The sequence below is a fragment of the Acinetobacter sp. UBA6571 genome (assembly GCF_002434085.1).
Lineage (GTDB): Bacteria > Pseudomonadota > Gammaproteobacteria > Pseudomonadales > Moraxellaceae > Acinetobacter > Acinetobacter radioresistens.
Genome location: NZ_DJJJ01000033.1, coordinates 1 through 21,045, shown reverse-complemented (window position 1 = coordinate 21,045; position 21,045 = coordinate 1). Strand labels below are relative to the sequence as shown.

The 21,045-nt window shown below is 42.4% G+C and carries 24 protein-coding genes; 16 read left to right on the top strand and 8 right to left on the bottom strand.

The window, feature by feature from the left end:
* Nucleotides 1-63 precede the first annotated feature (63 nt).
* Nucleotides 64-1,845, top strand: a complete 1,782-nt coding sequence (locus B3X18_RS05905) for an acyl-CoA dehydrogenase C-terminal domain-containing protein (RefSeq protein WP_005021344.1) — start codon at nt 64-66, stop codon at nt 1,843-1,845.
* 88 nt (nt 1,846-1,933) lie between these two features.
* On the opposite strand, the gene orn is transcribed toward B3X18_RS05905, so the two are convergent.
* Entirely contained in the window at nt 1,934-2,497 is a 564-nt protein-coding gene (orn, locus tag B3X18_RS05900; protein ID WP_005018477.1) for an oligoribonuclease, read from the bottom strand.
* A 126-nt stretch (nt 2,498-2,623) separates the two neighbouring features.
* On the opposite strand from orn, the gene rsgA reads away from it, so the two are divergent.
* The 4 genes from rsgA to secB all read left to right on the top strand — a co-directional run bounded on the left by rsgA (nt 2,624) and on the right by secB (nt 4,956).
* Nucleotides 2,624-3,682 carry a small ribosomal subunit biogenesis GTPase RsgA gene (rsgA, locus tag B3X18_RS05895; protein ID WP_005021343.1) on the top strand — a complete coding sequence of 353 codons (1,059 nt, stop codon included), beginning with the start codon at nt 2,624-2,626 and terminating at the stop codon, nt 3,680-3,682.
* 102 nt (nt 3,683-3,784) lie between these two features.
* Nucleotides 3,785-4,207: a rhodanese-like domain-containing protein gene (locus B3X18_RS05890; RefSeq protein WP_005018472.1), complete on the top strand. Its 423-nt coding sequence runs from the start codon at nt 3,785-3,787 to the stop codon at nt 4,205-4,207.
* An 11-nt stretch (nt 4,208-4,218) separates the two neighbouring features.
* Nucleotides 4,219-4,476 (top strand): glutaredoxin 3, encoded by a 258-nt coding sequence (grxC, locus tag B3X18_RS05885; RefSeq protein ID WP_005018469.1) that lies wholly within the window; start codon nt 4,219-4,221, stop codon nt 4,474-4,476.
* A gap of 27 nt (nt 4,477-4,503) precedes the next feature.
* On the top strand, nt 4,504-4,956 hold the full coding sequence (gene secB / locus B3X18_RS05880) for a protein-export chaperone SecB (RefSeq protein WP_005018466.1): 453 nt from the start codon (nt 4,504-4,506) through the stop codon (nt 4,954-4,956).
* A gap of 62 nt (nt 4,957-5,018) precedes the next feature.
* Here the strand turns inward: secB and coaBC are convergent, their stop codons facing one another.
* The gene (gene coaBC, locus B3X18_RS05875; protein ID WP_005021342.1) at nt 5,019-6,284 is read right to left on the bottom strand and encodes a bifunctional phosphopantothenoylcysteine decarboxylase/phosphopantothenate--cysteine ligase CoaBC; all 1,266 of its coding nucleotides are present in this window, start codon (nt 6,282-6,284) and stop codon (nt 5,019-5,021) included.
* Between the two features lie 111 nt (nt 6,285-6,395).
* Here coaBC and radC point away from each other — a divergent pair, with 111 nt between their 5' ends.
* Nucleotides 6,396-7,121 carry a RadC family protein gene (gene radC / locus B3X18_RS05870; RefSeq protein ID WP_005021340.1) on the top strand — a complete coding sequence of 242 codons (726 nt, stop codon included), beginning with the start codon at nt 6,396-6,398 and terminating at the stop codon, nt 7,119-7,121.
* Between the two features lie 42 nt (nt 7,122-7,163).
* Entirely contained in the window at nt 7,164-8,075 is a 912-nt protein-coding gene (locus B3X18_RS05865) for a bestrophin family protein (protein ID WP_005018461.1), read from the top strand.
* Nucleotides 8,076-8,081: 6 nt separating this feature from the next.
* Here B3X18_RS05865 and B3X18_RS05860 read toward each other — a convergent pair whose 3' ends face one another.
* The gene (locus tag B3X18_RS05860) at nt 8,082-8,948 is read right to left on the bottom strand and encodes a PHP domain-containing protein (protein ID WP_005021326.1); all 867 of its coding nucleotides are present in this window, start codon (nt 8,946-8,948) and stop codon (nt 8,082-8,084) included.
* Between the two features lie 44 nt (nt 8,949-8,992).
* Here B3X18_RS05860 and B3X18_RS05855 point away from each other — a divergent pair, with 44 nt between their 5' ends.
* Genes B3X18_RS05855 through mnmC form a run of 4 tightly spaced genes read left to right on the top strand, consistent with a single transcriptional unit; the run spans nt 8,993 to nt 12,376 of the window.
* A complete protein-coding gene (locus tag B3X18_RS05855; RefSeq protein ID WP_005018456.1) occupies nt 8,993-9,607 on the top strand; it encodes an inner membrane-spanning protein YciB in 615 nt (204 codons plus the stop codon).
* Between the two features lie 26 nt (nt 9,608-9,633).
* The gene (locus B3X18_RS05850) at nt 9,634-9,936 is read left to right on the top strand and encodes a YciI family protein (RefSeq protein WP_005018454.1); all 303 of its coding nucleotides are present in this window, start codon (nt 9,634-9,636) and stop codon (nt 9,934-9,936) included.
* A gap of 4 nt (nt 9,937-9,940) precedes the next feature.
* Nucleotides 9,941-10,429: a hypothetical protein gene (locus B3X18_RS05845; protein WP_005018451.1), complete on the top strand. Its 489-nt coding sequence runs from the start codon at nt 9,941-9,943 to the stop codon at nt 10,427-10,429.
* 39 nt (nt 10,430-10,468) lie between these two features.
* On the top strand, nt 10,469-12,376 hold the full coding sequence (gene mnmC / locus B3X18_RS05840) for an FAD-dependent 5-carboxymethylaminomethyl-2-thiouridine(34) oxidoreductase MnmC (protein ID WP_005021323.1): 1,908 nt from the start codon (nt 10,469-10,471) through the stop codon (nt 12,374-12,376).
* A 77-nt stretch (nt 12,377-12,453) separates the two neighbouring features.
* Here the strand turns inward: mnmC and B3X18_RS05835 are convergent, their stop codons facing one another.
* Complete coding sequence (locus B3X18_RS05835) at nt 12,454-12,768, bottom strand: rhodanese-like domain-containing protein (protein ID WP_005018447.1); 315 nt, start codon at nt 12,766-12,768, stop codon at nt 12,454-12,456.
* A 91-nt stretch (nt 12,769-12,859) separates the two neighbouring features.
* On the opposite strand from B3X18_RS05835, the gene B3X18_RS05830 reads away from it, so the two are divergent.
* Both B3X18_RS05830 and B3X18_RS05825 read left to right on the top strand, forming a co-directional pair.
* Nucleotides 12,860-13,348 (top strand): YajQ family cyclic di-GMP-binding protein, encoded by a 489-nt coding sequence (locus tag B3X18_RS05830; protein ID WP_034671053.1) that lies wholly within the window; start codon nt 12,860-12,862, stop codon nt 13,346-13,348.
* A gap of 27 nt (nt 13,349-13,375) precedes the next feature.
* Nucleotides 13,376-13,879, top strand: coding sequence for a DUF4442 domain-containing protein (locus tag B3X18_RS05825; RefSeq protein WP_005021319.1), 504 nt, complete (start codon nt 13,376-13,378; stop codon nt 13,877-13,879).
* A 43-nt stretch (nt 13,880-13,922) separates the two neighbouring features.
* On the opposite strand, the gene B3X18_RS05820 is transcribed toward B3X18_RS05825, so the two are convergent.
* Both B3X18_RS05820 and trxC read right to left on the bottom strand, forming a co-directional pair.
* On the bottom strand, nt 13,923-14,291 hold the full coding sequence (locus B3X18_RS05820; RefSeq protein ID WP_171071758.1) for an acyl-CoA thioesterase: 369 nt from the start codon (nt 14,289-14,291) through the stop codon (nt 13,923-13,925).
* A 55-nt stretch (nt 14,292-14,346) separates the two neighbouring features.
* A complete protein-coding gene (gene trxC / locus B3X18_RS05815; protein ID WP_005021316.1) occupies nt 14,347-14,778 on the bottom strand; it encodes a thioredoxin TrxC in 432 nt (143 codons plus the stop codon).
* 262 nt (nt 14,779-15,040) lie between these two features.
* Here trxC and B3X18_RS05810 point away from each other — a divergent pair, with 262 nt between their 5' ends.
* Both B3X18_RS05810 and B3X18_RS05805 read left to right on the top strand, forming a co-directional pair.
* Nucleotides 15,041-15,376, top strand: coding sequence for a TIGR01244 family sulfur transferase (locus tag B3X18_RS05810; RefSeq protein ID WP_005018435.1), 336 nt, complete (start codon nt 15,041-15,043; stop codon nt 15,374-15,376).
* The gene (locus B3X18_RS05805) at nt 15,369-15,803 is read left to right on the top strand and encodes a beta-lactamase hydrolase domain-containing protein (protein ID WP_005021315.1); all 435 of its coding nucleotides are present in this window, start codon (nt 15,369-15,371) and stop codon (nt 15,801-15,803) included. The genes B3X18_RS05810 and B3X18_RS05805 overlap by 8 nt, the downstream gene beginning before the upstream one ends.
* A 155-nt stretch (nt 15,804-15,958) precedes the next feature.
* Here B3X18_RS05805 and B3X18_RS05800 read toward each other — a convergent pair whose 3' ends face one another.
* Nucleotides 15,959-17,959, bottom strand: a complete 2,001-nt coding sequence (locus B3X18_RS05800; RefSeq protein ID WP_005021314.1) for an Ig-like domain-containing protein — start codon at nt 17,957-17,959, stop codon at nt 15,959-15,961.
* Nucleotides 17,960-18,166: 207 nt separating this feature from the next.
* Between B3X18_RS05800 and B3X18_RS05795 the strand changes: the two genes are divergently transcribed.
* Nucleotides 18,167-19,549 (top strand): dihydrolipoyl dehydrogenase, encoded by a 1,383-nt coding sequence (locus tag B3X18_RS05795; protein WP_005021313.1) that lies wholly within the window; start codon nt 18,167-18,169, stop codon nt 19,547-19,549.
* A gap of 49 nt (nt 19,550-19,598) precedes the next feature.
* On the opposite strand, the gene B3X18_RS05790 is transcribed toward B3X18_RS05795, so the two are convergent.
* Nucleotides 19,599-20,876, bottom strand: a complete 1,278-nt coding sequence (locus B3X18_RS05790) for a M20/M25/M40 family metallo-hydrolase (protein WP_005021312.1) — start codon at nt 20,874-20,876, stop codon at nt 19,599-19,601.
* Nucleotides 20,877-21,045 lie beyond the last annotated feature (169 nt).

Sequence of the window (21,045 nt, the reverse complement as noted above, 5' to 3'; positions counted from 1 at the left end):
GTATAACGGCACTTTACTTAACTTGATTAAAATCTACTGATTCGAACAATAAACAGGTGAACTATGCCAATTTATAATGCACCTCTTGCAGATATGCGCTTTATTCTGAATGATGTCTTTCAGGCAGAACAATTCTGGCAAGCCAATGAAAACCTAAACCATGTAGATGCAGCAACTGCTGAAGCAATTCTTGAAGAAATGGCCAAGTTTGCACAGAACGTGACTCTGCCATTAAACCGCAGTGGTGATGAAGAAGGTGCACAATATAATAATAGTGCAGTCACTACTCCTGCGGGCTATAAGGAAGCTTTTCGCCAATATGCAGAAGGTGGCTGGATTGGCTTGGGCGCCGATGAAGAATGGGGCGGTCAGGCAATGCCAAAAATGCTGACTGTATTGGCAGATGAAATGCTGTTTGCGACCAATCCGGCATTCATGCTCTATCCCCTGCTTTCTGTAGGTGCAGGTATGGCACTTAACAGTTATGCTTCGCAGGAACAAAAAGAAACCTATCTGCCAAAAATCTATTCAGGTGAATGGTCAGGGACCATGTGTCTGACTGAGCCGCATGCGGGCACTGATTTGGGTATTATTAAAACCAAAGCAGAACGAAATGAAGATGGCAGTTACAGTATTACCGGTACCAAAATTTTCATTACCGGTGGTGACCATGACCTGAGTGATAATATTATTCATCTGGTATTGGCAAAAACTCCGGATGCCCCTGCTGGTTCACGCGGTATTTCGCTCTTTATTGTTCCAAAATTTCTGGTCAATGAAGATGGCAGTCTAGGTGAACGTAACCCTGTCGGACCAGGCTCTATTGAACATAAGATGGGTATTAAAGCCTCCGCTACCTGTGTAATGAATTTTGATGGCGCTAAAGGCTTTATTGTTGGTAAAGAGAATGAAGGCCTGGCAGCCATGTTCGTTATGATGAACTATGAACGTCTGTCAATGGGCATTCAAGGTATCGGAGCTTCCGAGTTCGCCTACCAGAATGCAGCCCAGTATGCCACTGACCGTATTCAAGGTCGTAGCGCCTCAGGTATAAAATCACCCAACAAGGTTGCCGACAGTATTCTGGTTCATGGCGATGTACGCCGTATGCTGCTTAATGTTCGTGCTAACAGTGAAGCATCACGTGCATTTGCGGTGTATGTAGGTCAGCAACTGGACATTACCAAGTTCTCTACTGACCCTGAAGCTGTGAAAAAAGCCAATGATCGCGTGGCCCTGCTCACTCCAATTGCTAAAGCATATTTAACGGATACGGCATTCCAGGCAACTCTGGATGCACAAATGGTTTTAGGCGGGCACGGTTATATTCGCGAATGGGGTATGGAACAATGTGTTCGTGATCTGCGTATTGCCCAGATCTATGAAGGCACCAATGGTGTACAGTCACAAGATCTGATTGGCCGTAAGCTGATAAAAAATAATGGTGCTTTCCTGGAAGAGTACATTGCAGAGATCCGTGATTTTGCCAACAATATGGATACTCATCTCAACTTCATTAAAGATGCAACACTAGACGCGGCAACTGATATTGAAGCGGTAAGTCGTTTTATCATTGAACAGGCATCAGAAAAACCAGATTTCTCTAACTCTGTTGCAGTTGACTTCCTGCATGCAGTTGGCCTGCTCAGCTTCAGTTATATGTTTGCACGTATTGCAGCGGCAGCAAAAGATAAATCTGGTGAGTTTTACCAGAACAAACTGACCTTGGCACATTATTTTGTACAGCGCATCTTACCTGAACTGTCTATGCGTATTGCCAAGATTAATGCTGGCTCTGACCTGGTGATGGAATTTAGTGAAGAGTTCTTTACATCACAATCCTGATTCAATATCTAAAAAAACGCCTGTAAATTCAGGCGTTTTTTTATGACTGATATTTCTATTCAGCAGCATATTTGAGTCTAAAAATATCTTAATGCTGGTTATCATGTGTAATAAAGAAATACTCGCGATAATATTTCAATTCACGGATTGAGTCACGAATGTCATCCATTGCCAGATGCGATGCCTGCTTTTTAAGGCCACTCATAATTTCTGGCCGCCAGCGTTTCGCCAGTTCCTTGACTGAAGAAACATCCAGATTACGGTAATGAAAGAATTGTTCCAGTTCTGGCATTAACCGGTGCAGAAAACGGCGATCCTGACAGATCGAGTTACCACACATTGGTGAAGTTTTCGGGTTAACCCATTTTTTTAGAAAATCTATCGTCTGCTGTTCTGCTTCAAGAGCAGTTAAAGTACTACGACGTACACGCTGAATCAGACCCGATTGTCCATGCTGGCGAGTATTCCACTCATCCATTGCATTTAAGACCTGATCAGACTGGTGAATAGCCAGTACCGGACCTTCAGCCAGAATATTTAAATGATCATCTGTAATAATTGTTGCAATTTCAATAATCTGATCGTTATCGGTATCTAAACCGGTCATTTCCAGGTCAATCCAAATTAACCGTGTATCTGGGGTACTACTCATGAAAGACCATCTTAATGTACTTGGAAAGTAATAATAGTAGCAAATTTCTTGTATCTTGGCTGTAACTTCAACCCCGCTTCATGCTATTTTTGCCATCCTTAACAGGTGGTTTTTCTCAGGATATGAATGGCATTAATTCGTAAACGTCGCTTGACTGAACAACAGCAACGCCGGATTCAGAAACAGCAAAAAACACGTCAGGAAGAAATCGATACTTCAAATGACCTTGAAGGTCTGGTGGTACAGCATTATGGCCGCCAGCTTGAAGTGGAAGCCTTGTCTGTTCCTGTTGAACATCCGCCACAACCTGTGACCCAGCCAGGTGAACCGGAGCCATTCTGGAAACCAGTGGAACTGGGCAGTATCTGGCGCTGCCATACCCGTACCAATCTAGAATTACTGGTTACAGGAGACCGGGTCAAATGGCAAGCCGACCCCAATACCGGTTTAGGTATTATCACAGCGATTCATTCGCGATCTTCCTTACTCACCCGTCCGGATCGCTATCATAAGGTCAAACCGGTTGCAGCTAATATTTCTCTAATCGTAGTCGTTTTTGCTGTCTTGCCAGAACCGGCCCCGATGCTAATTGACCGCTATTTAGTTGCATGTGCAGATGCCGAGATACCTGCGCTTCTAGTACTCAACAAAACTGATCTGCTCAGTCAGAATGATCCTATTTTACAGCTAGTGTCCGAATATGAAGCACTGGGTTATGAAGTCATGCAAACACAGTCTAAAGGTGATCTGTCTGCTTTGGCACAACGCCTGGATGGTGAAACTGTCGCATTTGTAGGCCAGTCTGGTGTAGGAAAGAGTTCCCTGATCAATGCAATTGTTCCTGATGCCTCTCAGAAAACCAATATAATTTCCGAGAATTCTGCTTTAGGTCAGCACACGACTACTTCTACGCGTTTAATCCGTTTTGGAACTAGCGGCGCATTGATTGATTCGCCTGGAATTCGTGAATTTGGCCTGTGGCATCTGGATGCAGATAAGGTTCAGCGCGGTTTTCCTGAAATTGAAAATCTATTGGGGCACTGTCAGTTCCGTAACTGTACTCACACACATGAAAAACATTGTGCGCTTAGAGAGGCGGCGAAGAATGGAGAAATTCTGCCCCGTCGTCTGGAAAGCTATTTACGCTTGCAGGATGAGATTGCTGAAGCTCAGCAAAAAAATTAGTTTTATTACGGTTTTCTAAAGCCCATCCCTTGAAGGGATGATTTTGATCACCATATATATACGATATACTCTAGATCAGTTTTGATTTGAATTAGGTGACTTGTGGAACGTTGGCTTGAATTTATGGGGAATCACCCCTTTTTGTTTGGTACGTTAGGGGTTTTGCTGGTGTTGTTTTTCATTTTTGAAGGACAGCGAAATGGCCGCAAAATTTCACCGCAGTCACTTGGAATTCTGGTCAAGGCAAAAAATGCCATGCTGATCGATCTGCGTGATGCTAAAGATTTTCGTGAAGGCCATATTAGTGGTAGTCGAAATATCCCTTATAGCCAGATCGCCAATCATGTTGATGAATTAAAAGCGACAGAACGTCCTTTAGTTTTTATCTGCAATCTGGGTCAGGTTGCAGGTAGTGCGCTACAGAAAGTTGGACATAATGACAGTTACCGTCTCGACGGTGGCATTAGCAACTGGAAAGCCCAAGGTTTACCCTTGGTAAAAGGTAATAAAACCACCAAAGCTTAAGGAGATATTTTATGGCTGCTGAAGTAACAATTTACTCAACCACCTTCTGCCCGTACTGTGTACGTGCTAAACAGCTTCTTGAGCGTAAAGGTGTAGCATACAAAGAAATTAACTTATCAAATGAAGCACCTGAAGTACGTGTGGAGTTGATGCAGCGCACTAATCATCGTACTGTTCCACAAATTTTTATTAAAGATCAGTTTATCGGTGGTTTTGATCAGCTCTATGCTCTTGAGCGCGAAGGTAAACTCGATAGTCTTTTAGCTTAACCCGTTTCCATATCAAGGATATAAAGAATGAGTGAAGAACAACAAACTCAACCACAACTTGCCTTAGAGCGTATTTATACTAAGGATATTTCTTTTGAAGTACCAGGGGCACAAGTATTTACTAAAGAATGGCAGCCTGAACTGAATATCAATTTATCCTCTTCCGCAGAGAAAATTGATCCGACTCATTTTGAGGTTTCACTCAAAGTAGTAGTTCAAGCGAACAATGCCGGCGATACTGCGTTTATTGTCGATGTAACCCAGTCAGGCATTTTTTTGGTAGATAATGTTGAGGAAGAGCGTCTTCCTTACATTCTGGGTGCTTATTGCCCGAATATCCTATTTCCGTTCCTGCGTGAAGCTGTAAATGATATGGTTACTAAAGGTAGCTTCCCGCAATTGCTTTTAACTCCAATCAACTTTGATGCCGAGTTTGAAGCTAATATGCAACGGGCTGCCGATGCTGAAGGTCAGGCTTAATTACCAGCCTGTAAAAAAAAGACCGCAATCTGCGGTCTTTTTTATTAACTGTTTTTTATACATCAGGATACAGCGGCATTTTGATGCAGTGCATCAGCGACAGCCTCAACCAGCTGCTGGGCAATTTCCTGCTTAGACGCCTTTTCCAGCTCACGTTTTTGCAGATGATACTGCTCGGCAAAAAATACAATCATGGCATTTTCATCGGAAGCAAAACCGATGTCATTCCGTGATACATCATTACAAGCGATCATATCCAGCTTTTTCGCAATCAGCTTCCCAGCTGCATACTCTTCTACATTACGGGTTTCTGCTGCAAAACCGACCATAAATGGGCGCTTTTGCTGCTGGGCAATAGTTGCCACAATATCGGGATTCTTAATCAGGGAAACATTCAGCTCATCGCCGGCTTTCTTGATTTTATGCTCAGCAACTTCTGCTACACGATAATCGGCAACAGCTGCGGTGGCGATAAAAATATCACAGCCTTCTTCCAGCATCTGCATACTGTGTTCTAACATCTGAACTGCTGAAGATACATTAATGCGTCTTACCCCATTAGGCGTATCCAGACTTACCGGGCCAGCAATTAAGGTAACTCTAGCTCCTGCTGCATAGCAGGCCGCGGCCAGAGCAAAACCCATCTTTCCGGTACTATGGTTAGAAATATAGCGTACCGGGTCAATCGCTTCGCGGGTCGGACCTGCTGTAATGACCACATGTTTGCTGGCCAGAAGACCAAATTTTTCAGCAATGGCACGCTGGGCTTTATGAAAATAGTCTTTAACCTGACGGGCCAGATCTTCTGGTTCCGGCATGCGACCAAGTCCGACATCACCACAAGCCTGAGCACCTGCTTCTGGCATAACCACATGAACACCATCTTCAACCAGTGTCGCCAGATTTCGTTGTGTAGCTTTTGCTGCCCACATTTGCTGGTTCATTGCTGGCGCTACCCAGACTGGAGCTTTAGTCGCCAGATATAAGGTACTCAGCAAATCATCGGCAAGACCGGCAGCGAATTTTGCCAGTGTATCGCAGCTGGCGGGTGCAACCAGAACCAGATCTGCCCAGCGTGCCAGTTCAATATGCCCCATTCCTGCTTCAGCTTCAGGGTCTAAAAGTTCAGTATATACCGGATTACCTGAGAGGGCCTGGAAAGTCAGCGGTGTGATAAAAGCCTGGGCACCATGCGTCATCACTACTCTGACATTAAAACCATAGTCTTTTAGCCGGCGGACCAGAATAGCAGATTTATAGGCGGCGATTCCGCCCGTGACAGCGACAATAATATTTTTATTTGAAATTACACTTAAATCAAAGCTCACGAACAGTAATCCTCTGTTGCAGTGCCGCTCACAATAGCATTAAATATCTGCTGACCCAAGCCTCTCGGCTGGAAATATAAAAACGAAAATAAACAAGAAAAGTGAACTATTATGCAAAATTCAATCAAGCATTGGCCGGAACAGGAACGGCCCAGAGAGCGGCTATTACAGCAAGGAGCACAAAGCCTTTCCGATGCAGAACTTCTGGCCATTTTCCTGCGTTCCGGTTCTAGACAGCATTCAGCAGTGGAGCTGGCACGACAGATGATTCAGCATTTTGGTGGCCTGAGTCCGGTATTTGATGCCGAACTAAGTGACCTAAGCCAGTTCCATGGCATGGGACCTAGTAAATATTCACAACTCATGGCAGTTAAAGAGTTAGGACGGCGTTACCTCCAGCAATATTTCCACCAGCCCCAGCTCGAGCTTAACTCTTCAGCTCAGGTGTTAGACTATTTACGTTACGAACTGCTGGGAGAACGGCAGGAAGTTTTTGCAGTGCTCTGTCTGGATAATGACCTGCGCAAGCTCAGTTTCAAGAAATTATTTTTTGGTTCACTGAATCATTGTGCCGTATCTATCAACCAGATTTTGCGCTATGCCTTAAAACAGCATGCTTGTCATCTGGTTATTGCACATAACCATCCTTTTGGACAGCCACAACCTTCACCGGCTGATCTGGAACTTACACGGCAATTATCTCAGGCCTGTAAGTTAGTAGAAATTGTCCTGCTTGATCATTTTATTATCTCTCCAGAATGCAGTTTTTCCTTTGCTGAGCAGGGCTTATTCAATACTTCAGAACAGGTCGAGAATAAGGTTGACAAAGCTGGTTGAAGCCGTAAAGATCAGCTTAAACCCAGTGACGTTTTAGCAGATATGATTGTCCGCGAGCAACCCGATGTTTTAAAGTTATTATTTTCTTGGCGCGGTACAATTCTACCTAAAATTCTGCCGCCGCTTGGGATTGTTATGCTCATCTCAGCCATTGTAGGCGGAATTGAATATATTGATCTGTATCGCTTTCCGGAAGTTCCTTTAGCCGGTTTTACTTTAATTGGAGTAGTACTTTCGATCTTTCTGGGTTTCAAAAATACCGCCTGTTATGACCGTTGGTGGGAAGCCCGGCGTCTCTGGGGTATTCTGATTGCCAATGCCCGCCATTTTGACCGTGACTGCCGTGTACTGCCACAGGCACGTCGTGAACGTATTATTCAGCACGTCATTGTATTTGCCAATGTATTACGTGACCGTTTGCGTCATCAGACTGCTAATCCTACTGAACTTTTGCAGACCAGCGGTATGTCACAACAGGCACTGACCCAGCTTTATCAGCACCATAATGCGCCGCAGTATACTTTGAGCCTGATTCAGTGGGAACTGTTGCTGGCTTTAAAAGAAGGCGAAATTTCCGACATCATCTATACACAGATGAATCAAAATGTAGCAGCACTGAGTGAGGTCCAGACTGGTTGCGACCGGATTGCCAATACGCCTCTTCCGTTTGCCTATTCGGTTTTGCTTAACCGTACTGTTTATTGTTTCTGTTTCTTGCTGCCTTTTAGTCTGGGCCAGACTTTAGGTTTGCTTACCCCATTTCTGGTCGGGCTGCTGGCCTATACATTCCTGGGGCTTGACGCACTGAGTACAGAACTTGAAGAACCGTTTGGCACCCAAAGTAATGACTTACCGCTAGACTCAATGGTACGACTGATTGAAATTGAACTGCTCGGCACTTTAGGTAAGCCTACGCCTCCCCCAATTCAGGCACAGGACGATAATCTTCTTTAAACAGGTTTATAGCGAAAAACTTTCCCAAATCCCAATCTGGTCTGGGCGGAGTGAAGGTACATTGCCCAGTTTGAGCCAAGGCATGTTTTCACCATGATAATCACTACCAATTGAAACTTTCAGTGCATACTGCTGAATCAGCCGGTCAATCATCTGGCGAGTAGAAGTCGGGTCACTGGCCGGTGGCAATTCGATGGCATCCCCGCCAGACTCTGCAAATAACTCGACCAGATAACGGATATTGGTGGCCGACAAGGTATAACGAGTTGGATGAGCCAAAACTGCAAAACCACGACTGGCATGTATAACTTGAATGGTTTCGGCCAGCCCTAGACCTTCAAAATTTACAAAAGCTTTTTTCCCCTCTTTTAAATAACGGTCAAAAGCCTGCTGTGGCCGGGATACAATCTGTTGCTGTACCAGCGCTTTGGCAATATGTGTTCGGGTAATCCGGTCAGGTTCACCTTCAACCAGCGCCAGAACCTGCTCATAAATATCTACCTGAATAATATCGGTGAGCAGATGACAAATGTGTCTGGCACGTGCTGCACGTATACGTTTTTGCTGCTCAAGCATTTGCAATAATGGGGCCGGATTTTGCATGCCCAGCGCGACCACATGTACACCATAACTCTTTTTGGTGGCAGGGCGTGACCACTGGCTTGAAATCTCTACACCAGGAATAATCCTGAGTGAGTAAGGAGCCTCAAGTGTCATGCTACAGGCTTTAGCCCGCTGGATGCCGTCCATATTGTCATGATCTGTAAGGGCCAAGGTATGAACACCTGCTGCAACAGCAGCATGCACCAGCGCCTCTGGAGACAAAGTTCCATCAGAAATATTGCTGTGTGTATGTAAATCTATGCCGTGCATCTCTTATACTATGCTATTTATTTAAACAGAACTGATACTCTAACATGAAAGCGCTTCTGGACTTTGTTCCACTGATTATTTTCTTTTATCTGTACAAGACGGTTGAACCAGATGATACCCAACATCCACTTTTACAACTGATCGGCTCTGCGGGCGGTGTAGATAACAATAATATTCTGGTGGCGACCACAGGACTCATCATTTCCATGTTGGTGGTGTATGGTGCTTTATTTGTCATGCAAAAATTCCGTCTGGATAAACAGCAGTGGATTGTGCTGTTTATGACCGTAATTTTTGGTGGTATCACTTTAATGCTTAGCGATGATTTTTATATCCGTCTGAAGGCAGCTATTTTGAATCTGGTCTTTGCCGGAGCTTTCCTTTTGTCGCCATTTTTCGGTAAAGAACGTAAACCCCTGATCCAGCGTTTATTTGGTCCTATTTTCAACCTGACCGAAAAAGGCTGGAAGAATCTGAACTTTGCTTGGGCTGCCATGTTTGTAGTCATGGCCTGCCTGCATATTTTCTTTGCCTTTATCTGGATGAATGGAAAATATTGGGGAGAATTTACGGCATTTGGTGACATGATTGTTATGTTTTCCTTTATCATTATTCAGTTCATAGTCTTACGTAAACACTTTAAGTCGCCCGAAGCTTAAGGTGTGTCATACAGGTCAAAAATTTCATGCCTTTATTTGTATTAAGCTGTACCGATCACGAGGGTACAGTTGAAAAACGTCTCGCCACACGTCCTCAACACATTGAACGGTTACAAAAGCTAAATGACGAAGGCCGCCTGATCGTAGCAGGTGCGATGCCTAAAGACCCTGCTGATCCTCAGGCAGGTTTTTATGGCAGTACTATGATTGTTGAGTTTGATAGCCGTGAAGCACTGGATGTCTGGCTTAAAGAAGAGCCTTTTCTAAAAGCTGGTGTTTATGCGCATATCGATATTAAGCCTTTCAATAAAGCCTTTCCTCAAGGATAAATTCATGCGTGTTGTAGTCCAAAGCTGTCTGGGCATTCTATTTTTTTGTTCTACCGCCTGGGCTGTTGAAGCAGTCAGTGAACCTGTAGCAGCTGCACCTGTAACAGCCCCACTAAATGCTAATACGGCTAACCGACCAGCCGCTATGGCTGTCGCTGCAACAGTTGCCCCTACAGGCCAACCTCAGGAAGTCCGGCCTTTAACAGCTGAACAACTCGCCAAAAATAAGGCCTTGCAAGATGCCAAGATTAAAACACTGATCAAAGATCAAGGTATACGCCTGCAACAACTGGAAAAAGCCAATCTGGACGCGCTGGCACAAAATCAGGAACTGCAATTAAAAAATGATAGCCTTGCTGTACAGGTTCAGGTTTTACAGAGTGAACGTAGTGCCCAGATGTTTCTCTACGGCGCAGCAACTTTAGCTGTAGGCGTATTGATGGGTTTTCTTATTGCAAGTTATGTATACACCAAGCGCCGGCGTCAGTGGTAATTTCCACTTTTTCTCTGCATAAATAAAGGGTTTTATGGTTTGTCCTATCCGATTCAAACAGCTGCTTTAGACTGGCAACTTATCGATAATATTGAGGTACCGGTATCCCGACAGTTTGGAGATGTCTATTTCTCTAAAGATAACGGTCTGCTGGAAACACGCCATGTTTTTTTAAATGGCAATGACTTGACTGAACGCCTCGCTACCTTAAGCGACTTTGAATATTTCTGTGTAGGTGAAACCGGTTTTGGTACTGGACTGAATATTCTAGCGTTATGGCAACTTTGGCAACAGGTCAGACCTGATAATCATAGCCATCTGCATGCAGTCAGTGTAGAGAAGTTTCCGCTTGGTAAACCTGATCTGATCCGTGCATTAAAAGCTTGGCCAGAACTTGCTCCTTTAGCCGAGCAGCTGCTCCAGCAGTATCCCTTACTGATTGCAGGCTGTCACCGGCTGTCATTTCCTGAAGAACGCTTTAGCCTTGACCTGTGGCTGGGAGATGCACATGATATGTTCCCCCTTATGGAAAAGACAGCATCTGTAAATGCCTGGTTTCTGGATGGCTTTGCGCCTTCTTGTAATCCGGATATGTGGGAAGAACAGGTTTTAAATCATATTATCCGTTTATCTGACCATGGTACTACATTTGCTTCATTCAGCGTCGCCGGTGTTCTCAAGCGGGGGTTACGTAGTCACGGCATTCAGGTTACACGTCCACGTGGTTTTGGTCATAAGCGTGAAATGTTAAAAGCGATCTGGCAGCCGTCCGTTGCCGATGCTGCAACTGAAAAGCAGGAAAAACCAGAGAGTCTGACTTCAGGGCAACTCCCCCCCCGAATAGCTGTTAAAACAACTCATCGGCAAAAACAGATCGCTGTGATTGGTGCAGGTATTGCCGGACTAAGTGTAGCCTGGTCTTTTGCCCAGCGTGGCCATCAGGTTAAACTGTTTGACCGCAATGCGCCTTTAGCTGGTGCCTCTGGAAATCCACTTGCCCTGTTAAATCCGAAGCTCAGCCAGATCGAAAAAAGTCATACCCATTTAATGACAGTTACTTGGCAATATGCACTTAATTATTATCAGCAATTTAGAGCTTTCCGGCCATTACAGATTCACCAGATGGCTTTAAAAGAAGGCGAACAGCTCTTGAGTCTGGCAGAACAATATCCGGATGAATTACTTACAGTACAAACTGCTCAATGTCACCCGCTTTCTACACAGTCTGAAAGTCTACGGCTTAATCAAGCTGGCGGTGTCTCTCCACATCTGTTACGTGACCAGATTTTAGAACATTCACTGATCCAGTTTGCGCAGGCAGCCGTGGAACGTATTATTCCGCAAGCTCAAGACACCGTCTTATATGATGCCAACGGTAAATCTCTGGGTAAATTTGACCATGTGGTGGTGTGCTGTGCTCGACAGAGTCAATCACTGCTCAGCAATTGCCCGAAACTACGGCCAATTCGAGGGCAAGTAAGCTGGGTCAATAATACGGTACAACCTCTGAATATGCAGGAAGCCATCAGTTATGGCGGTTATTGTCTGCAATTTGATCCTGAAAATCTGCTTCTTGGCGCTTCGTTCTTACCAGGCCGTGAAGATGATGAAGTCCTGGCTGAGGATCATCAGCATAATGCAGAACTTCTTGCAAAAGTATTTCCAGAATATGCAGCCACTTTACCACCTATAGAAGCTTGGCAGGGCCGTGCCTCTATTCGTGCCCAAACTATGGATTACTTTCCCCTGCTCGGCAAAATAGAGTCTGATACAGAAATTTATACTTTTTCCGGTTTAGGCTCTAAAGGTTTTCTGTATGCACCCTTATGCAGTGAAATACTGGCCGCATTGGTATTTAAAGAAGCCTGCCCTGTACCGGCCAGTGTAGTACAGAAGCTCAACCCTCAACGGTTTCAAAAACGTTTAAAACAGCAAAGAAATTCTTGAATCAACCAGCCTGTGCGAAGCTGGACAGTACAGTACTCATAGCCTGAAAAAAAGCGCCCTCTCTGGGGCGCTTTTTTCTATCCTTCTTGTTCCAAAGGCAATCCTGCATCACGTGCTGCTCGGGTCCCCCCCATCAATACCACGTATTCACGCGAGTCATCAATGCTTTCAAGCATTTCAGCCGCACGCGGGGCTTTACTGCCACCACCGCACAGGATATAAATCGGTTGATCCGCTGCTACCTGAGACAAGCTTTCTGCGCTCAGATCATTGATAGGCTGATTGATCGCACCTCGAATATGACCTTCTGCATATGCACCTGTGTCACGGACATCCCAGATAACAGCATTTTCTGGGAACTCAAATGTAGTAATTTCTTGTTTACGGATCATTGCGCACTCCTTTGATGTAAACAATACTTGGCAAATGAAGAAAACATCCCTAGCATCTCAGATATTCTTTCCCTTTGTAAAGGTCTAAACCATGCCATCTTTCGATATTGTATCCGAATTAGAGTTATTTGAAGTTAATCACGCTGTTCAAAATACCCAAAAGGAAATTGCAACCCGGTTTGACTTCCGCGGCCAGGATGTTTCCATCGAACTAAATGAAAAAAATAAAGAAATTAAAATTATCACAGAAAGTGATTTCCAATGTGAACAAGTGTATAGCATGTTAGAGAATCACTTTTATAAACGTAAAATTGATGTACAGGCACTCGATCCCCAAAAAGCGACTGCTTCAGGAAAAAATGTAGTCCAGGTGATCAAACTTAAAGATGGCCTTGACTCAGATACGGCAAAAAAAATTAATAAAGCCATTAAAGAAAGTGGGATTAAAGTGCAATCATCGATTCAGGGTGACAAAATCCGTGTAACAGACAAAAAGCGCGATACCCTGCAGCAGGTAATGAACTTTCTGCGTGAGCAGCAGTTTAGCTTGCCACTACAATTTAACAACTTCAAAGATTAAGACACTATTGCTTGCAAGAGAAACCTCATGGCCCATAATAATCGCTTGTCCAGACTGATCAAGACCACCTCAAAGCTTCCTAAAGGCCTGCGCAGTACTTTGTGGAGTAGAGCATTTGGTCGGGTGGTGCCAATGGTAGGTACAGCAAAGATTCGTTATCTTGAAGTAACCGCATCCAAAGTGGTAGTCAGTATGGCGAATCATCATACCATGCAGAACCATATTGGTCAGATTCATGCCTGTGCCATGACACTTCTTGCCGAAACTGCTACTGGTTTTGTAACTGCAATGAATGTTCCTCAAAATGCTATTGTACTGATTAAAAGTTTTAAAATTGACTTTAAACGGCCCACTCAAGGAGCGATGACCGCTGTAGCAACTTTGTCTGCTGAACAGCAGCAGATGATGCAAACCTCGGAGAAAGGCGAAACGCTCGTTACAGTCTCAGTGGTAGACGAGTCTGGTGAAGAGCCCATTCAGTGTGAAATGCTGTGGGCCTGGGTCGCTAAAGATCGGCTTAAACCGTCTTAATGACAATTATAAAAAATCCCAGATTATGTCTGGGATTTTTATTTTAAACCTGTTGTGACTCTAAAAACTTCTGCTTAACCTCTTCTGGAATTATGCGTTTATTACCTTTTACGTCTACAGCGACAAAAGTAAAAACTCCTTCTGTAACACGTTTAGCTGGCCGTGATGAATCATGGCTATCCCAGACTTCAATCTGCATCTGGATTGAAGTATTACCAACTTTTAAAATTTTGGTATAACAGCTAATTACATCGCCCACTTTAACCGGTACCAGAAAAGTCATCTGGTTAATCGAAATAGTGGCGCATCGTCCTTTACTAAAACGTTCAGCATGAATTGCACCAGCTAAATCCATCTGTGAAACGATCCAGCCACCAAACACGTCTCCGCTCCAGTTGGTATCAGCAGGCATAGCAATTGTTTGAAGAGACAATACCCCTTCAGGTTTTAGATTAATATCTGACACATTAACTCCGGACTTTAAGTTGCTGATCCAGCCATTGTTGTAACTCGGCAGATCGAAGGGCGCCACTTATTCTAGCAACTTCTGTGGTTTTATTCATCAGTACCAGGGTCGGGATACTTCTGACATTAAATGCAGCACTTAAGCGTGGAGAAGTCTCGGAATTAATCTTGGCAAAAATAACATGCGGGTTATGTTTGGCAGCCTCAGCAAAATGCGGCGCCATCATTTTGCATGGCCCACACCAGTCGGCCCATAGATCAATCAGTACAGGCAGGTCACTATGACTCATGAAATTACTAAAATTCTGCTCAGTTAACTCAATTGGTGCTCGTGGAAGCAAGGCAGCATGACATTGTCCACAATTCGGAGCTGCATCAAGCTTTTCCTCTGGTACACGATTTTTTGCACTACAGCTTGGACATACAAGAATCATTCATTTTCATCCAGTCAATGTATATGAAAATTTTAATGCGAGTATGCCCGACTTTTCAAATGGTATTATTTTATAAAAACAGAAACTCTAAATCTGCCCTCAGCCCATATATGATTAAAAAACCTTCCAATCAAAAATATTCATCAGATCCATTAATATTTTGTTGGGAAAAATTTATTAATTTTCTACCGATTTCGACGCATAATCTTGCTTAATGCTATCATGTCTGCATAAATTCCTTATGAGTCTATGGAGTAAAAAAATGAGCGAGAATGTAGGTTTTGCAGGCCAGATTGGCCCTGATCATGTGTCCCAAGTAGTTGAAAAAGGTTTCAGATCGATCATCAATAACCGTCCAGATATGGAAGGTGGTGCTGAACAGCCTACCAGTGCACAGATTGAAGAGGCCGCTCGAGCTGCGGGCCTAGATTATGTCTATCAGCCTGTTGTTGCTGGCCAGATCAGTGAACTTGATGTGCGCACATTTGCAAATCACTATAATGAACTGCCAAAACCTATTTTAATGTTCTGCCGTACTGGCAATCGCTCAAATAACCTCTATCAATTAGCAAAACAGATGGACCTGCTGGATGACTAAATACATATGCGCCCTTCTGCTCAGTCTGGGCTGGTGTGGAAGTGCCATCTCTTCAGTCAATGCTGCTGTTACTGACCAGGCCATCAGCAAACCTTTAAATGAAGAGGTTAGCGTAGCCGGACAGATGGATTTGGTAAAGTTTCAGCAGTTACTCAAGCAGGGTTTTAAATCAGTCATTGTTAACCGGCCCGACGGTGAGCTCGGCAATCCTGTAACCGTAAATCAGCTCCGGACTGTTGCAGAAAAGTCTCATGTCAGTCTGATTTACCAGCCTGTTGAAAGTGTAAAAGTTTCACAGCCGGATATTGTTGAGTTTGCTCGTTATTATAATAGCCTGCCTAAACCGATTCTGCTGATCTGTCATAGTGGGGGGCGCTCGACTGCTCTATTTAATCAGGCCAAGCAACAGGGATTATTACGTGAATAAAATTTTACTCGTTCTTTTATGTTCACTTACCTTGATGGGCTGCAGTTCTATGAATGTACGCCCAACTGTTGGGGTAAGTGTGGGAACCTCACTTTAATTTTCAGATACTGACATTCATAAAAAAACAGCGCCTAGGCGCTGTTTTTTATTTTTAATTAACGGATGGTATATTCTACTGATTTGATCTTTCCATTAGGAGCTGTTATACCCAGAATAATAGTGTCTCCTGCAGCACACTCTTTTAAGCGATATTCATAATTGACTTGTTCATTATTCCTAAAAGCTGAAGGTGTTTTTAAGTCAAATACATTAGGTACAGTCGCTCCACCTGCTCTTAATTCAGCTGAACATGATAACTCATTGTTTTTAGTATTATCCTCAACTTTAACTGCAACTGTGGTTCCTGTAGGCATCGGAACTGATCTAGCACTATTACCAAAAAGCTTGAATGAGAACTGCGTATTTGAAAGACTAATATCAGAAATAGTAGGAGTATCTGTAGCAAAAGCAAATAATAATTGCTGACGAATAACTGCATCCAAGTTATTGTCACAAGTAGAAGGTATATTAGGTTGCACAAATTTAGAATCAGTACAAGCTGTACCACTAGCTCCGCGTTTATAAAGAAACTCGCCCAAGTTAGAATTGTAGATATTATCTTCATTATCATCGCGGAAGAAGTCACCAATATTAGAGCTAAGCTTATCTATGCCAGCTGTATATAAGTTATCGCCATCTAAATCCTCATAGGTTTTATCTCCCTCTACATAAGCTAACACAGTCACACGATTGTCAGCAGGACGAGGATTCTGGGTAATCAGTTTTACAGTACAAGCGCCCCCTACTGTAGAACAATTAGGCATTATACTTCCGCCTTCTGCAACGAAACTGATGCTCGTACCATCGGGTACAGGATTACCGACTCTATCAACCATACGAGCTACAATTGTAGCAGAATCTCCATCTACATCATTTTGAAGCGAGTTTTTATCTACTGAGAGACTTAGTCCATCTTGAGTCACACGCCCCGTAGAGATAGTAACGTTTTTAGACAGTGCAAAAATATTAGAATTTAAAGCTAATGAGGCTTTGATTTCTACAGGCCCAGGTTTATTACCTGGATATAAATTAATAATTACTTTACCAGATGAGTTACTTTTGACAATTTTAGTTAAGCGATTACCTGGCGTAATGAAGCTTATATCTTCTGGCCCTCGCATAAGCTCAATTCTGACATCCTGATTGGTAGCCGGTTTTCCATTAGAGTAAATCGTATATTCAATCTGGCCAGAAGATGCAGATCCACTTCTTTGTATGCCAAGATTTACCGGATCTGAGCTGTAAACTATTGAGTTAGCCTGTATGTTCGCAATATTAACTTGAATACTATTGCTTATAGCTGTATTACTGCCAGTTGCAGTGATAGTCTGTAAACCTTCACACAAGTTACCATTTGCATTAACTGCTGTATAAGTTGTAGTAATATCGCCTTGATTTGAAGAAACCATAGAACTTGGTTCAAATTTTCCACAAGTTGCACTAAAGTTTACAGTTACATCGTTCTGATTAATACCTGTTACTGCATCTTGAGTTTTTAAAGTAATATTTGTAGAAGCACCTGATTCCAATAGTGTACTTTCTGCAGTCATGTTAGCTAAAGTTATATTAGAAGCCTGTAAAGTGAAATAATAGGGAGAAGAAGTTGACGATATACCATTATAAATTACAGTGGCAGAAATCTGGTGACTTCCTGTATCTGTAGTATTTGATGGTTTAAGAGAAATACTGGCTTCACCTTCAGCATTAGTTAAGACAGCATTATTAGTGGTGCCAAATGTGACACCTGAACCTGAAAAAGTAACTAAAGCACTGCTTATAGCTTGACCAGAAGCATTAGTTACTTTAACTTTTGCTGTAGCGCCTTGCACTGTAACGGTACGGGTCAATAAATTGTTAGTATCATAGAGCTCAATATTACTTATACGAACTTCAGCTGTAGTCCCCCCATCGGTCGAGCCTGACCCATTTCCAGACCCACCATCTTGATTAAAATATCCGTCACTTCCACCTCCACCACAAGCGACCAATACAATTGAACTCGTGAGTAGAGTTATATTTACCCCAAGTTTTTTTAATTTGATTAAATAGTTAGACATTTATAGACCCTATATTTCTTGTAAAATTCAAATCATTTAAAAATTGATTACTTATAAGTGAAATTTACTTAAAATAACATTTTTTATCAATCTGATTCTTTATTAATACCTTTCTTTAATTAGTTTTAACAAAAGATACAGACCAAAAATTACAACAATATATGATGAAGCCTTGAATATAAAAAATCTTTTAAAATAGGTAGATAAATGTACGATCTTATTATTGTTGGGGCAGGCACAGCCGGCATCGGTGCCTATAAGGAGGCAATTAAACATACACAAAATATTTTAATTATCAATGATGGCTCTTGGGATACTACATGTGCCCGTGTAGGTTGTATGCCAAGTAAAGTTCTGATTTCTTCAGCTAACCGGATGCATGACATACATCATGCAGATGAAGTTGGCTTAAAAGCTAAAAGTAAGATTAATACAGCTCACGTCATGCCACATGTACGACGGCTCAGAGATCAATTTGTAAAAGCTACTCTGATGGATGTAAAAAGCTGGAATGAAGCTCATAAAATCTCTGGACAGGCACATTTTATTAATGCCAACACCATAGAAGTGAATAGCCAGCATTATCAGGCTAAAAGCTTTATTCTTGCAGTTGGCTCAACTCCAAGCTTCGATATTAAATGGAAAAAAGAACTTCAGGATCGTTTAATTACATCAGATGATATTTTTGAGCTCGAGACTCTACCCAATTCACTGGCCGTAGTGGGTAGCGGTGTAATTGCCCTTGAGCTCGCACAAGCCATGCAACGTTTAAATGTAAAAACAACCATATTTGCACGTAGTCAGCGGATAGGTAATTTAAGCAGTCCAGAACTTCAGAAAATCGCCCAGCAGGAATTTGCTAAAGAGTTATGTATTTTATATAACACCTTACCTGAACAGGTAGTAAAAACAGAGCATGGGGTAAAGTTAAGTTATCAGCAGAATGGAAAATTTAAAGACTTAGAAGTTGATTATTTGTTAGTAGCTACCGGAAGGAAAAGTCTTCTAAATACATTAAAACTTGACCAGATTCACTCTGATTTTAAAGATATTAAAAATCTTCCTGTTCATCCAGAAACCAAACAGCTTACAGAGTACCCTATCTTTATAGTAGGCGATGCATATACAGATACTCCCATTCAGCATGAGGCAGCACAAGAAGGCAAGCTTGCTGTACATAACTGTTTAAGTTACCCCCATATTCAACCTATAAAATTATTTACGCCCCTATCTATTGTATTTAGCCAACCAGAAATGGCTATAGTTGGAAAAAGTTATCAACAACTGGTTAAAGCAGGCTCTCAATTTGTGACTGGAGAAGTTTTTTATGAGAAACAGGGAAGAGCCATCGTATTAGGAAAGAATATGGGCAAAGTTGAGGTATACGTAGATAAACAGACTAAACAATTACTGGGTGCAGAACTATTAGTAAACAATGCTGAACATTTTGCCCATCTGCTAAACTGGATGATGGCCGAAAATATAACTGTTGATCGCTTACTTGCAAAACCATTTTATCACCCAACTATGGAAGAAGGATTAAGAACAGCATTAAAGCACGCACGCAGACAATTAAATGTCCTAAATTAAATAAAGCCATGAATAAGAATTCATGGCTTTACTCTAGTCTTATATAAAACTATTTATTTTTCTGCTCTGAAATATCCATAATGAGCCGAGTAGCCATATATAAACGTGGAACAATACTTTCTACCAGAATATATTCGGCCTGATTGGAATGGGCTCCATATCCTGAAACTCCCATTCCTTCGATGACTGCTGCTTTGGAATCCAGCGCAGCAAAGGCAGCATCTGTCCCTCCACCTGTTGCCTCAGTTAGAATATTTAACGGCTGTTTGAATTCTTGCAAATAAATTTGTTGGGCCTGCTTGGCAATTGATAGAGCTTGCTCACTTGCAGATAAAGGAGGCCGGCGCAATTCAAATTTAACTGCCACTTGGCTGTCTTTTAATTTTTTATTTTTTATCCGCTCAGCCAATATTCTTTCAACTTTCTTAAAATCGGCATTGTCTAAGGCACGTACATCTGCCTGGGCTTGAGCCTCTTCTGGTATTACATTACGGGTTCTGCCAGCTGTAGCAACTGTCCAGTTTAATTTTAAACCTGTTTTAGCATCAGACAGATCCTGCAGCTGTAATATCTGGTGAGAAAGCTCAGTTAATGCATTTACCCCATCTTCAGGCTTAACACCCGCATGAGAGGCCTTACCTTTAACCTCTAAATAGGCAGCGCCAATACCGCTGGTAGCCAAGCGTAAACTTCCATCTGTTCCCCCACCCTCAAATGAAAATATGACATCCTGCTGTTGAGCAATTTTACTAATCAGTTTACGGGAACCTGGCGAACTGATTTCTTCATCTGAATTCATCAATACTGTTATGGTGCCGTAGTCCTGATAGTTTAATTTTTTAAGTATAGACAGAATATGAATAATCGATGCAACTCCCTGCTTGTCATCAATGATTCCCAAGCCATATGCTTTATCACCTTCAATACGAAATGGCTGTTTTGCTAACGAGCCTTTCGGATAAACTGTATCCATATGCGCAATTAGCATAATATTAGTTTGCCCCTTACCTTTATGGGTTGCTTTCACAACTGGTCCCACTTGCTCGGGCGTATCATCCATACGATAAATATCGTGATTAGTAATAATTTCTACTTGAGCACCCGTATTTTTAAGTTGTTGCGCTACCTGCTTGGCAATTATATTCAGCCCTTCTATATCGCGGCTACCAGACTCAATATTTACTAAAGTTTTTAAAGTATTTAAAAAAGGCTGCTTTTGTGACTCAGCTACTTTTATTAATTCTTGAGCTGAGGCGGCATGACTGATTGAAGTACAAATAAAAAGTGATATACCTATACCTATGCCATATTTTAATTGTCTTTTCATTTAATAATAATCCCTATCAATTTATCTGCTTTATAAATACAGCTCATAAGCTGAAGTTTAAATAAGTGAAAAATCAATATAATAATTTATTTATTAAAAGTAACTATTATTTTATATAACCCCTGCGCATAAAAAAAGCCCCCTCATGTGAGGGGGCTTTTTAGAATAA

Coding starts and splice junctions, on each gene's coding strand:
- B3X18_RS05905 (WP_005021344.1), top strand. CDS start 64: ATGCCAATTTATAATGCACCTCTTGCAGATATGCGCTTTATTCTGAAT.
- orn (WP_005018477.1), bottom strand. CDS start 2,497: ATGAGTAGTACCCCAGATACACGGTTAATTTGGATTGACCTGGAAATG.
- rsgA (WP_005021343.1), top strand. CDS start 2,624: ATGGCATTAATTCGTAAACGTCGCTTGACTGAACAACAGCAACGCCGG.
- grxC (WP_005018469.1), top strand. CDS start 4,219: ATGGCTGCTGAAGTAACAATTTACTCAACCACCTTCTGCCCGTACTGT.
- secB (WP_005018466.1), top strand. CDS start 4,504: ATGAGTGAAGAACAACAAACTCAACCACAACTTGCCTTAGAGCGTATT.
- radC (WP_005021340.1), top strand. CDS start 6,396: ATGCAAAATTCAATCAAGCATTGGCCGGAACAGGAACGGCCCAGAGAG.
- B3X18_RS05865 (WP_005018461.1), top strand. CDS start 7,164: ATGATTGTCCGCGAGCAACCCGATGTTTTAAAGTTATTATTTTCTTGG.
- B3X18_RS05860 (WP_005021326.1), bottom strand. CDS start 8,948: ATGCACGGCATAGATTTACATACACACAGCAATATTTCTGATGGAACT.
- B3X18_RS05855 (WP_005018456.1), top strand. CDS start 8,993: ATGAAAGCGCTTCTGGACTTTGTTCCACTGATTATTTTCTTTTATCTG.
- B3X18_RS05850 (WP_005018454.1), top strand. CDS start 9,634: ATGCCTTTATTTGTATTAAGCTGTACCGATCACGAGGGTACAGTTGAA.
- B3X18_RS05845 (WP_005018451.1), top strand. CDS start 9,941: ATGCGTGTTGTAGTCCAAAGCTGTCTGGGCATTCTATTTTTTTGTTCT.
- B3X18_RS05835 (WP_005018447.1), bottom strand. CDS start 12,768: ATGATCCGTAAACAAGAAATTACTACATTTGAGTTCCCAGAAAATGCT.
- B3X18_RS05830 (WP_034671053.1), top strand. CDS start 12,860: ATGCCATCTTTCGATATTGTATCCGAATTAGAGTTATTTGAAGTTAAT.
- B3X18_RS05825 (WP_005021319.1), top strand. CDS start 13,376: ATGGCCCATAATAATCGCTTGTCCAGACTGATCAAGACCACCTCAAAG.
- B3X18_RS05820 (WP_171071758.1), bottom strand. CDS start 14,291: ATGCCTGCTGATACCAACTGGAGCGGAGACGTGTTTGGTGGCTGGATC.
- trxC (WP_005021316.1), bottom strand. CDS start 14,778: ATGATTCTTGTATGTCCAAGCTGTAGTGCAAAAAATCGTGTACCAGAG.
- B3X18_RS05810 (WP_005018435.1), top strand. CDS start 15,041: ATGAGCGAGAATGTAGGTTTTGCAGGCCAGATTGGCCCTGATCATGTG.
- B3X18_RS05805 (WP_005021315.1), top strand. CDS start 15,369: ATGACTAAATACATATGCGCCCTTCTGCTCAGTCTGGGCTGGTGTGGA.
- B3X18_RS05800 (WP_005021314.1), bottom strand. CDS start 17,959: ATGTCTAACTATTTAATCAAATTAAAAAAACTTGGGGTAAATATAACT.
- B3X18_RS05795 (WP_005021313.1), top strand. CDS start 18,167: ATGTACGATCTTATTATTGTTGGGGCAGGCACAGCCGGCATCGGTGCC.
- B3X18_RS05790 (WP_005021312.1), bottom strand. CDS start 20,876: ATGAAAAGACAATTAAAATATGGCATAGGTATAGGTATATCACTTTTT.